Genomic DNA, 11,783 nt, shown 5'->3' with positions numbered 1-11,783 from the left:
ATAAGCGAAACGCATCCGACATTACACTGATTAAGACTTCGTCGATTTCTCAAAACGGCGCAGCAACTGATTTCCACGCTCAACGGCAGTATCCAGCGCCTGCTGTGGCGTCTTCTTACCGGTCCACACGCTCTCCAGCTCTTCATCCACAATCACGCGGATCTGCGGCATATTGCCCAGACGCAACCCTTTGGTGAACGGCAACGGCGGCTTGTTCAGCATCTGACGCGTCGCGGTATCCGCCCCTGGGTTTTTCTCATAAAAGCCCTGCTCACGGGTCAGGTCATACGCCGCTTTGGTGATTGGCAGATAACCAGTTTTCTGATGCCACTCGGCAGCGTTTTCTGGCTTCGCGAGGAAGTCGAGGAACTTCGCCACACCCGTATAAGTTTCTTTATCTTTACCCTGCATTACCCACAGGCTGGCTCCACCGATAATGGCATTTTGCGGTGCATCTTTCGCATCGGCGTCGTAAGGCATCATGCCTACGCCGTAGTTAAATTTGGCGTACTCGCGAATGTTGGCAAGAGAACCGGAAGAGGCAGTGGTCATCGCGCAATCACCGTTATAGAACTTCTCAGTGGATTCATCCTTACGCCCGACGTAGCTGAAATCGCCCTTCTTGTTCATCTCTTCGAGCATAGTGATGTGTTTCACCTGCTCCGGCTTGTTGAACTCCAGCACCGCGTCTGTGCCGTCAAAGCCGTTGTTTTTGCTGGCAAACGGCAGACCGTTCCAGGCGCTAAAGTTTTCCAGTTGGATCCAGCCCTGCCAGCCGCTGGCGTAGCCGCACTTCATACCGGAGGCTTTCAGTTTCGCGGCATAGTCCGCCAGATCCTGCCAGGTTTTCGGCGGCTGTTCCGGGTCTAAACCGGCTTTCTTGAAGGCGTCTTTGTTGTAATAGAGAACGGGAGTCGAGCTGTTGAACGGCTGGGAGAGTAAGTGGCCGGTTTTGCTGTCGGAGTAGTAACCTGAAACCGTCGGCACAAACTGCGACTCATCGAACTGAATCCCCGCCTCTTTAAACACGTCATATACTGGTTTAATGGCTTTCGACGCCATCATGGTGGCGGTGCCAACTTCATAAACCTGCAAAATAGCAGGCGCGTTGCCGGTACGAAATGCGGCAATCCCCGCGCTTAAATTCTGTTCGTAGTTGCCTTTATAGGTCGGTACAATTTTGTAATCCGGGTTTTCGGCGTTAAAACGTTGGGCCAGAGAATCCACCTCTTTACCCAGTTCCCCTTCCATAGAATGCCAGAACGGAATGGTCGTCACTGCCTGTGCATTCCCCATTAACGCCAGTCCGAGCGCCAGTGCTGAAGCTGTATAATGTAACGGTTTCATCGTTTATCTCTCTTGTTGTACCGAATGCGCGAATTCACGCGTTTTATGCTCGCGGGGTAACATGACATGCTCGAATTACAGAAAAATAACTTTTTTGTTACATTTGTAAGATAGTAAGGTGTCAGAAAGATGACAAGGCGGTGACGGTACGGGTGAGGGAAAATGGGAGATGGGGCACGGATAAGCGGGAAAAATAGAAGGTCTGAATCAAACTCTACAGATTGCTCATCGTTTCATGCCGGATGCGGCGTAAACGCCTTATCCGGCCTACAAGATCGTGCAAATTCAATATATTGCAACTCACCCAGTAGGCCTGATAAGCGCAGCGCATCAGGCAATTTTACATTTGTAACCTGTCTCAAAGGAGTCTTTTGACTCCTTATCAATCAACGTGTTATTACCCGCCTAAATACGCACTTCTCACCGCTTCATTCGCCAGCAGCGCGTCGCCGGTATCGGAGAGCACTACATGACCGTTTTCCAGCACGTAGCCGCGATCCGCCAGCTTTAGCGCCTGGTTGGCGTTCTGCTCGACGAGGAAGATGGTCATCCCCTGCTCACGCAGCTGCTCGATGGTGTCGAAAATTTGCTGGATGATAATCGGCGCAAGACCGAGCGATGGCTCATCAAGCAACAATAAACGCGGGTTGCTCATCAGCGCGCGACCAATCGCCAGCATCTGCTGCTCACCGCCGGACATGGTGCCCGCCCGCTGAACACGGCGTTCATGGAGACGCGGAAACAGTTCATACACCCACTTTATGCGTTCCTGGAACTGGTCACGTTCAGCAAAAAAACCGCCCATCGCCAGGTTCTCTTCCACCGTCATCCGCGAGAAAACACGACGCCCTTCCGGGACAATCGCCACCGCTTCGCGCATGATTTTCGCCGTCTGCCAGTCGGTAATGTCTTTATCATCAAACACAATTCGCCCGCTGGTGGCGCGCGGGTCGCCGCATAATGTGCCGAGCAAGGTGGTTTTCCCCGCCCCGTTCGCGCCAATAAGGGTGACAATCTCGCCCTGATTGATATGCAGGCTCACCTCATGCAGCGCCTGGATTTTGCCGTAGTGGGCGCTGACTTTGTCAAAGGACAACATGACTTTTTCCATCTTATGCCTCACCTAAATAGGCACGGATCACGTCCGGGTTATTACGGATTTGCTCCGGCGTACCGTTTGCCAGTGGCGTCCCCTGATTGACCACGTAAATTCGGTCCGAAATTCCCATCACCAGCTTCATATCGTGTTCAATTAACAAGATAGTGGTGTTGTGATGATTGCGCAGTTCGGCAATCAGCTCATCCAGCTCTTTCGTCTCTTTCGGGTTAAGACCTGCCGCAGGTTCGTCGAGCATTAAAATCTCCGGCTGCGTCACCATGCAGCGGGCAATCTCCAGACGACGCTGGTCACCATAGGCCAGGTTACTCGCCTGACGGTTGGCATGTTCCAGCAAACCAATGCGCTCAAGCCAGGTAGCGGCGCGGTCGAGCGCTTCGCTCTGGGCGCGACGGAAAGAAGGCGTTTTCAACAGGCCGGAGAACAGCCCGGTTTTCAGTTGCTGATGCTGTGCCACCAGCAGGTTTTCAATTACCGTCATTTCACGGAACAGACGCACATGCTGGAAGGTACGCACCACGCCCATGCGGGCAATTTGCTGCCCCGGTAAACCTTCCAGATGCTGATCGCGCAGTAAAATAGTGCCGCCGGTGGGTTTATAGAATCCAGTCAGGCAGTTGAAGACCGTGGTTTTTCCGGCACCGTTAGGTCCGATTAACGAGACGATCTCCTGCGGGTACAGTTCAAGATTGACGTTGTTCACCGCCAGCAGGCCGCCGAAGCGCATCATCAGGCCGTTAACGGATAATAATGGCTGACTCATGCCTGCTCTCCTTTCGCTGCGCCGTTTTTCAGCTTCAGTTGCGGGCGCGTCATGGGCAGCAAGCCCTGCGGACGCCAGATCATCATCAGCACCATCAAACCACCGAGCATTAACATGCTGTATTCGTTGAAATCACGCATCAATTCGCGCGACACCACCAGCAAAATTGCCGCCAGAATTACCGCAAATTGCGAGCCCATACCGCCAAGCACCACTATCGCCAGCACAAACGCCGATTCGGCAAAGGTGAAGGATTCCGGGCTGACAAAGCCCTGACGCGCAGCAAACAGCGTTCCGGCAAAACCGGCAAACGCAGCGCTAATGGTAAAGGCAGTCAGCTTGATACGACGCGGGCTTAAGCCCAGCGAACGGCAGGCGATCTCGTCTTCACGCAACGCTTCCCACGCACGGCCCAGCGGCATCCGCAGCAGGCGGTTAATGACAAACAGGCTTAATACCACCAGCAGCAACGCCACCAGGTACAGGAAGATAACGCGATCGGAGGGATCGTATTTCAGGCCAAAGAAATTACTGAACGTGTCCCAGCCGCCTTCGCGGGCGGTACGGCTGAACTCGAGGCCGAAGAAAGTCGGTTTCGGGATCTGACTAATTCCGTTCGGGCCACCAGTGATTTCAGTGTTATTGAGCAGCAATATGCGCACAATTTCGCCGAAACCGAGGGTAACGATCGCCAGATAGTCACCGCGCAGACGCAGCACCGGAAAGCCGAGCAGGAAGCCCGCCGCCGCCGCCATTAACCCGGCAATCGGCAGACAGGTCCAGAAGCCCAGACCGTAATAGTGATTGAGCAGCGCAAAAGTGTAAGCGCCGATGGCGTAAAAGCCGCCGTACCCCAGCACCAGCAGACCAGAAAGACCTACCACCACGTTCAGCCCGAGGCCAAGGATAATGTAGATCATGGTCAGGGTGGCAATATCCACCGTCCCGCGTGAAACCATAAACGGCCACGCCACCGCAAGCACCAACAGCGCCACGAGGAACAGTTTCTGTTTCACCGTGGAGCCATCAATCGCGGGCAGAATAAACTTCGGTCCGGAAACGCTTTTCAGCCCTTTCTGGAAAGCCGGTCGCAAAAGCTGGAAGAAAAAGACCACCGCCGTGCCGATAAACACCCACTGCCAACGGATGTCTGAAGCCGTGTCGACCACCAGTTTGGTGCCATCCAGCTCCAGTTGCACGCCCATAAAGACGCCAGCGAGGACAAAGAACATCGCGGCAGAGAGCAACGCCATTGCAATATGCATCGGTTTCATACTTTCTCTACCTCCGGGCGACCCAGAATACCGGTCGGCATCACCAGCAACACAAGAATCAGCAGGGCGAATGAGACCACATCTTTATATTCCGTACTCAGATAGGCAGAAGAGAGCGCCTCCGCAATCCCCAGGATCAGCCCGCCAATCATCGCTCCCGGAATGCTGCCAATCCCACCGAGCACCGCAGCGGTAAAGGCTTTCATCCCGGCCATAAAGCCGATGTAGGGGTTAATGACGCCGTAGAACTGACCGAGTAGCACACCCGCCACCGCCGCCATCGCCGCGCCAATCACAAAGGTCAGCGCAATCACCCGATCGGTGTTGATGCCAAGCAGGCTCGCCATTTTCAGATCTTCCGCGCAGGCACGGCAGGCGCGCCCCATACGGGAATAGCGAATGAAAATCGTCAGCGCCAGCATGGCGAGGAAAGTAACAATCCATATCACCGCCTGCATGGTGGTAATAGAGGCAGAGAAGTTTTCGCTATGGCCCACCACCCACTGACCGTTAAACAGACTGGGCAGCGCCACGTCGCGCGAACCTTCGGTCAGACTGACATAGTTTTGCAGGAAGATGGACATGCCGATTGCGGAAATGAGCGCAATCAGGCGCTTAGAGTTACGCACCGGGCGATAGGCCACCCGTTCGATACTCCAGCCGTAGGCGCTGGCAATGACGATTGCGCCGACGAATCCCGCCGCCACCAGTAGCCAGCCGGTATCAATGCCCAGCATCATCAGTGCGGCGATGATCATAAAGGAGACATAGCTACCAATCATATAAACCTCGCCGTGGGCGAAGTTGATCATGCCGATAATGCCGTAAACCATGGTGTAGCCGATGGCTATCAGCGCGTAGGTACTGCCCAGCGTGACGCCGTTAAACATCTGCTGCAAGAAATACAAAAACTGCTCAGACATAAGGTAACCTTTCTAAACCCGCCCGTTTTTCACGGGCGGTGGGATGATCACTTGGCTGCCGTGGATGAACCGTCGGCGTGCCACTGGAAGACACCAAAATCAAATCCCTTAAGATCGCCTTTTTCATCCCAGTTCAGCGGCCCAATCACGGTGTTCGCACCGTTAGCTTTTAAATCTTTCACCAGTGCCAGCGGCTCATCGCTGCCGGTACGCTCAAGGGCAGTCGCCAGAGATTGCACCGCCGCGTAAGTGATCCAGACATAAGGCCCGGACGGATCTTTCTTGTCTGCTTTCAACGCATCAACAATGCCCTGGTTTGCCGGATCCTGGTCATAGCGTTTTGGCATAGTGACCAACATGCCTTCGGCAGCATCGCCAGCAATATTCGACAACGACGCATTACCCACACCTTCCGGCCCCATAAACTGAGTTTTCAGGCCAACGGAACGGGCCTGGCGCAGCATCTGCCCCATTTCCGGGTAGTAACCGCCGTAGTAAACGAAGTCGATGTTTTCTTTTTTCAGGCGGGCGATCAGCGCGGAGAAATCTTTCTCCCCGGCGGTAATACCGTCGAAGAAAACGACGTTGGCATTGGCTGCTTTCAATCCGTCCTGCACCGAACGCGCCAGCCCTTCACCATACTGTTGTTTGTCGTGAATGATCGCGATGCGCTGGGGCTTCACCGTCTCAAGAATGTATTTTGCCGCCGTTGGCCCCTGGGAAGAGTCCAGCCCGGCAGTGCGCATGATGTGTTGATAACCGCGTTGGGTCAGCTCCGGGTTGGTCGCTCCCGGCGAGATCATCAGAATACCTTCGTCTTCGTAGATATCTGAAGCAGGCTGGGTAGAGGAGGAACACAGATGGCCGATGACGTATTTAATGCCGTCGTTAACGATTTTGTTGGCGACCGCAACGGCTTGTTTCGGATCGCAGGCGTCGTCATATTCCACGCCCACCAGCTTATCGCCCTTAATTCCCCCTTTGGCATTAATGTCTTTAATGGCCTGACGCGCGCCGTTAAATTCCATATCGCCCCACTGAGCAATCGGACCGGACATCGCGCCGACAACGGCAACTTTAATATCGTCGGCTAAAGCGGTGTGTGAAATTGCCAGTGCAATCATCCCTGCGATGATAGTTTTCGCATTCCGTTTCATAGTCAAAAATCCCCACTCGTAATGTTGTGTTGCTTTGTTTTTATGTGTTAACAAATCAGGCTGTTCTTTTTTTATACTGCGCTGTTTTTACCTGTCTGATTAAGGGTTTAGCGCAGTATTTTGTGATAATAGCGATTAAAATCCCTATTTTTCAGTCGATTAAGAACAGATAATATTCTGAATTAATTGATAGATAAACAGAAAAAAGCACCGTTGTCAGCATAAAATAACGGAACAAAGGGCAGAATAATTCACTACCATTCAGGGGATTATGCTGGACATTTTTCATTCTCTAATGTTTTAACTTTGTAATTATTGCTGAAAAAAAATTAATCACCTGCCAAAAGAAATAAAAAAGAGAAAGCCTCCGATTAAATTATTTCGCTACACTGGTTCCTCTTTTGTGATTTACACGGGTTACCCATGAAGCTGACCATCATTCGATTAGAAAACTTTAGCGACCAGGACCGGATTGACCTGCAAAAGATCTGGCCGGAGTATTCCCCTTCCTCTTTACAGGTTGACGATAACCACCGTATCTACGCCGCGCGTTTTAACGAGCGCCTCCTAGCGGCCGTGCGGGTAACCTTAAGCGGCACCGAGGGGGCACTGGATTCTCTACGTGTGCGGGAAGTCACCCGCCGTCGCGGTGTGGGGCAATATCTGCTGGAAGAGGTTTTGCGTACCAATCCTGGCGTTTTAGGCTGGTGGATGGCGGATGCTGGCGTGGAAGATCGCGGTGTGATGACAGCGTTTATGCAGGCTCTGGGATTTACGGCACAACAGGGCGGCTGGGAGAAGCGTTAATCGTCAAGTTTGATTTCAAAAGTGACGACCAACGAGAAATTGCCTGATGCGCTACGCTTATCAGGCCTACAATGTGTGCTGCAATTTACTGATTTCTTTGGATCTTGTAGGCCGGATAAGGCGTATACGCCGCATCCGGCATGAAGCAACGTACTCGATATTAGCAATTTGGCGGCAACTCCAAGTTGCCGATTAATGATTACTTCGCATCGGTCGCCGTGCCGTTGGCGTGCCAGTCAAATACGCCGAACTCAAAGCCTTTCAGATCGCCTTTCTCATCCCAGGTCAGCGGCCCCATCACCGTATCCACGGAGTTCGCTTTCAGGTATTTGGCGATTTCAGCCGGATCGTCAGACTGATTCAGACCCGCCTGCAAAGATTGCAGCGCGGCGTAGGTGGTCCAGACGAACGCGCCGCTTGGGTCCTGTTTCTTCGCTTTGATCGCGTCAACAATTGGTTTGTTCGCCGGAACCTGATCGTAGTTCTTCGGCTTAGTCACCAGCAGCCCTTCCGCTGATTCGCCCGCAATGTTAGACAGCGAGACGTTAGCCACGCCTTCCGGCCCCATAAACTGAGTTTTCAGCCCCGCCGCGCGTGCCTGACGCAGGATTTGCCCCATTTCCGGGTGATAACCGCCGTAGTAAACGAAGTCGATATTCTCTTTTTTCAGACGCGCCACCAGCGTAGAGAAATCTTTTTCCCCGGCGGTGATGCCATCAAAGAACACCACGTTAGCATTGCCTTTCTTCAGGCCGTCCTGCACCGCACGCGCCAGACCTTCGCCGTATTGCTGTTTGTCGTGGACGATAGCAATACGCTGCGGTTTCACTTTATCAAGAATATATTTCGCCGCCGTCGGCCCCTGGTCGGAGTCCAGGCCGGTAGTGCGCAGGATCAGCTGATAGCCACGAGCGGTCAGCTCTGGCGCGGTTGCCGCTGGGGTGATCATTAAAATGCCTTCATCTTCATAGATGTCTGACGCTGGCTGCGTTGATGAAGAACAGAGGTGACCAATCACATATTTAATGCCGTCGTTAACGACTTTGTTCGCCACCGCAACCGCCTGTTTCGGGTCACAGGCATCGTCATATTTCACGATTTGCAGTTTGTTGCCTTTGATACCACCTTTAGCATTGATATCCGCAACCGCCTGCTCAGCACCAGTAAACTCCTGGTCACCGTACTGGGCCACCGGACCGGACATTGCGCCCACGACCGCGACTTTAATATCTTCTGCCAGAGCCATATTGCTGAATGCCAGCGCGATACATCCTGCCAGTAACGCTTTACCCTTTATATTCATCCTGAGAATCCCCATTCTTCTGGTTATTACGTGTGTTGTGATGTTGTTGTTCAGCACTTTATTTCGTTTTATGCATGACTACCCGTGCTTTAGCAGCATACTCTGCTAAAACATACCCGATTTTTATGATATTGGAATAGCTATTTTGACAGTTTATTAACAATCTGCGTGGGGATTGGCGTTTTGCCGGAGGGGGAAACTGATTATTGCAGAGGCCCAAAAAACAAAAACCCCGGATTCTCATCCAGGGTTCTCTGCTTAATAGCGGAAATTACGCTTCAATGGCAGCACGCAATTTTTTCATCGCGTTCTTTTCCAGCTGGCGCACACGCTCAGCGGAAACACCGTAACGGTCAGCCAGTTCCTGCAACGTGGACTTGTTGTCTTCGTCCAGCCAGCGCGCGCGGATGATATCCTGGCTACGCTCGTCCAGACCTTGCATCGCGTCGGTCAGACGGTTTGCCGCCTGCTCTTCCCAGTTATCATCTTCAATGCCGTCAGCAAAGTTAGATGATTTATCCTGCAGATAGAGCACCGGAGCCATCGGCTGGCTGTCGGAATCGTCGTCGGAAGACAGGTCAAAGGTCATGTCCTGTGCCGCCATACGCGACTCCATCTCACGTACGTCTTTGCTGGTTACGCCCAGTTCACGGGCCACCATTTCAACTTCATCCTGGTTAAACCAGCCCAGACGCTGCTTGGTTTTACGCAGGTTGAAGAACAGTTTGCGCTGCGCTTTGGTGGTCGCAACTTTGACGATACGCCAGTTACGCAGAACGTATTCGTGGATCTCTGCTTTGATCCAGTGGACGGCGAAGGAGACCAGGCGCACACCCACTTCCGGGTTAAAACGGCGCACTGCTTTCATCAGGCCGATGTTACCTTCCTGAATCAAATCCGCCTGTGGCAGGCCATAGCCCGCATAATTACGAGCAATATGAACAACAAACCGCAGGTGAGACAGGATCAGCGTTTTAGCTGCTTCCAGATCGCCATGGTAATGCAGCTTTTCAGCCAGCGCCCGCTCCTCGTCAGCCGACAACATCGGCCACGCGTTAGCTGCCCGGATGTAGGAATCCAGGTTGCCAACTGGGGCTAAAGCTAAACTTTGCATTTTGTCAGTCATTCAAATCCTCTCAATCGATATCTTCTGGCGCTTCAGTGGTAGCAACAACTGTGCCAGAGCTTAAGAGCAACGAGGTTATCATTCACTGTTTTATCAGACCGTGATTTTATCCACAAGTTCAATGCAAGCTTGTGAATAAATTACGCACAAAATGTGACATAGAGATGAAATACCGGGAAGAGACAACGGGGTCTCTTTCCCTGCTACGGAACCCATTGCAGGGAAAGAGTATAACACGCTTTTATTATTCAGGCGTAAAGTGGCGTAAATGTTGTACCGTGGCAAGCCACGCTGCCACCCAGCCAATCATCGAGCATACCAGCAGCAACAGCAGGCATTCATCGAACGATAAGCCATTGATATCAAACTTCGTTCCGAAAACCTGTGCCACTTCTGCAACCGCCGATGACAAACGCAGTACCAGAATTTCTGACAAAATTAATGACAGCAATGCGCCAGAAAATCCCAGCAATGCGCCTCCGTACAGGAACGGGCGCAGGATGAAACCATCCGTCGCACCAATCAGTTTTTGTACGTTAATGGAGTCACGGCGAGCAAAGATGCTCAGACGCACACTGTTGCCGATGACGAGGAACACTGCTGCCACCATCAACACGCCGATCATCGCGGAAACGCGCCCGACCAGCCCGGTTAACGCCGCCAGACGGGCAAACCAGCTGTCATCCATCCGCACTTCGTCAATGCCGTTGATCTGGGTGATACGATCACGCAGCGTATTCAGTGATTCCGTCCCCTGAAAATCGAGTTTCGGGATCACCACCGCCACTGCCGGAAGCGGGTTTTCTTCCAGCATATCCAGCGCACCACCAAAACCAGACCAGTTACGGAACTCGCCCAGCGCGTCTTCACGAGAAAGATAGTTCACTTTCTCCACGCCCTGCTCGGCCTGTAGCTGCGCCACCACGCCTGCTGCGGCATCATCGTCCAGCGTTTTTTGGAGATAAACGGTGATTTGCGGTGACGGATAATACTGCGTCGCCGCCTGGTTAACGTTTTTGTAAACCATATAGCAGACGCTGGGCAGCGTCAGGGAGATGGCGATAACCATCACCGTTAAAAACGTGGCGAACGGTTTGCTTTTCAGATCCTGCAATGCGCCGTGGAAGGCATAGCGCACCTGTTCGTTGAAAACGTTGGTTTTGCGATTTACCGGTTTTGGCGAGGATTTCGCGCGTTTCGGCGCGTTACGACCGCCGTCGCCAGAGCCACCGACCGATTTACGGAAGCGATCCAGACGCCCGCCAAACTGCCGAATATGATTGATTGCATCGCGCTTATTCATGGCCCACGCCTCCATGCAAGTGACCATCGCTCAGGGTGAGCATGCGATAGGAACGCCGCGAGATCAGGTTGATGTCGTGCGTTGCCATCAATACGGTTACCCCAACGCGGTTAAACTCTTCAAACAGACGTAGAATCCCTTCCGACAACGCGTCGTCCAGGTTACCAGTTGGTTCGTCCGCCAGCAGTACCGCGGGCTTGTTCACCACCGCGCGGGCAATGCCAACACGTTGTTGTTCACCGCCGGAAAGCTGAATAGGAAAGTTCTTCGCTTTGTCCAGTAGCCCGACTTTATCCAGTGCCGCCGACACCCGGCGACGAATATCGTCACCGCTGGCACCGGCGATAATCAGCGGGATCGCCACGTTATCGTAGACAGTACGGTCCATCAGTAGATGGTGATCCTGGAAAATCATGCCAATCTGGCGGCGCAGAAACGGAACTTCACGGTTTTTCAGACGCGTGATGTCATGGCCGCTAAACCAGATTTTCCCGGCGCTGGGCCGCTCAATCCCACAGATCAGCTTCAGGAGGGTACTTTTCCCTGCGCCGGAATGACCGGTCAGAAACGCCATCTCACCCGGCTGCATATGGAACGTAACGCCCTGCAGCGCCTGTCTCCCACCGAGATAAGCCTTGCTGACATGTTCAAAGCGAATCATTG

Annotated in this window: 11 protein-coding genes; 1 reads left to right on the top strand and 10 read right to left on the bottom strand. The window is 52.9% G+C overall.

The genetic code is table 11. The annotated features are described in order from the left end of the window. Positions 1-30: 30 nt before the first annotated feature. The 6 genes from ugpB to livK form a co-directional block, all read right to left on the bottom strand. The gene (gene ugpB / locus ACJHYR_RS09480; RefSeq protein ID WP_000803197.1) at positions 31-1,347 is read right to left on the bottom strand and encodes a sn-glycerol-3-phosphate ABC transporter substrate-binding protein UgpB; all 1,317 of its coding nucleotides are present in this window, start codon (positions 1,345-1,347) and stop codon (positions 31-33) included. 397 nt (positions 1,348-1,744) lie between these two features. Further along, entirely contained in the window at positions 1,745-2,458 is a 714-nt protein-coding gene (gene livF, locus ACJHYR_RS09475; RefSeq protein ID WP_000416895.1) for a high-affinity branched-chain amino acid ABC transporter ATP-binding protein LivF, read from the bottom strand. Position 2,459: 1 nt separating this feature from the next. Continuing rightward, a complete protein-coding gene (livG, locus tag ACJHYR_RS09470; protein ID WP_000082101.1) occupies positions 2,460-3,227 on the bottom strand; it encodes a high-affinity branched-chain amino acid ABC transporter ATP-binding protein LivG in 768 nt (255 codons plus the stop codon). Continuing rightward, positions 3,224-4,501, bottom strand: coding sequence for a branched chain amino acid ABC transporter permease LivM (livM, locus tag ACJHYR_RS09465; RefSeq protein ID WP_000803797.1), 1,278 nt, complete (start codon positions 4,499-4,501; stop codon positions 3,224-3,226). Before livM ends, livG begins: the two co-directional genes overlap by 4 nt. After that, complete coding sequence (livH, locus tag ACJHYR_RS09460; RefSeq protein ID WP_001295097.1) at positions 4,498-5,424, bottom strand: high-affinity branched-chain amino acid ABC transporter permease LivH; 927 nt, start codon at positions 5,422-5,424, stop codon at positions 4,498-4,500. Before livH ends, livM begins: the two co-directional genes overlap by 4 nt. A 47-nt stretch (positions 5,425-5,471) precedes the next feature. Then, entirely contained in the window at positions 5,472-6,581 is a 1,110-nt protein-coding gene (gene livK / locus ACJHYR_RS09455) for a high-affinity branched-chain amino acid ABC transporter substrate-binding protein LivK (RefSeq protein WP_001301528.1), read from the bottom strand. Positions 6,582-7,004: 423 nt separating this feature from the next. Between livK and panM the strand changes: the two genes are divergently transcribed. Continuing rightward, the gene (panM, locus tag ACJHYR_RS09450; RefSeq protein ID WP_000778800.1) at positions 7,005-7,388 is read left to right on the top strand and encodes an aspartate 1-decarboxylase autocleavage activator PanM; all 384 of its coding nucleotides are present in this window, start codon (positions 7,005-7,007) and stop codon (positions 7,386-7,388) included. 199 nt (positions 7,389-7,587) lie between these two features. Here the strand turns inward: panM and livJ are convergent, their stop codons facing one another. The 4 genes from livJ to ftsE form a co-directional block, all read right to left on the bottom strand. After that, the gene (gene livJ, locus ACJHYR_RS09445; protein WP_001021986.1) at positions 7,588-8,691 is read right to left on the bottom strand and encodes a branched chain amino acid ABC transporter substrate-binding protein LivJ; all 1,104 of its coding nucleotides are present in this window, start codon (positions 8,689-8,691) and stop codon (positions 7,588-7,590) included. A gap of 271 nt (positions 8,692-8,962) precedes the next feature. Next, the gene (gene rpoH, locus ACJHYR_RS09440) at positions 8,963-9,817 is read right to left on the bottom strand and encodes an RNA polymerase sigma factor RpoH (protein WP_000130217.1); all 855 of its coding nucleotides are present in this window, start codon (positions 9,815-9,817) and stop codon (positions 8,963-8,965) included. Between the two features lie 244 nt (positions 9,818-10,061). Then, positions 10,062-11,120, bottom strand: coding sequence for a permease-like cell division protein FtsX (gene ftsX / locus ACJHYR_RS09435; protein ID WP_001042003.1), 1,059 nt, complete (start codon positions 11,118-11,120; stop codon positions 10,062-10,064). After that, positions 11,113-11,781: a cell division ATP-binding protein FtsE gene (gene ftsE / locus ACJHYR_RS09430; RefSeq protein WP_000617723.1), complete on the bottom strand. Its 669-nt coding sequence runs from the start codon at positions 11,779-11,781 to the stop codon at positions 11,113-11,115. The genes ftsX and ftsE overlap by 8 nt, the downstream gene beginning before the upstream one ends. Positions 11,782-11,783 lie beyond the last annotated feature (2 nt).

The organism is Escherichia sp. WS1450, from assembly GCF_046487395.1.
Taxonomy (GTDB): Bacteria; Pseudomonadota; Gammaproteobacteria; order Enterobacterales; family Enterobacteriaceae; genus Escherichia; species Escherichia coli.
Note: the sequence above shows the minus strand (reverse complement) of the source record. Positions and strands in the feature narration are given on the sequence as shown.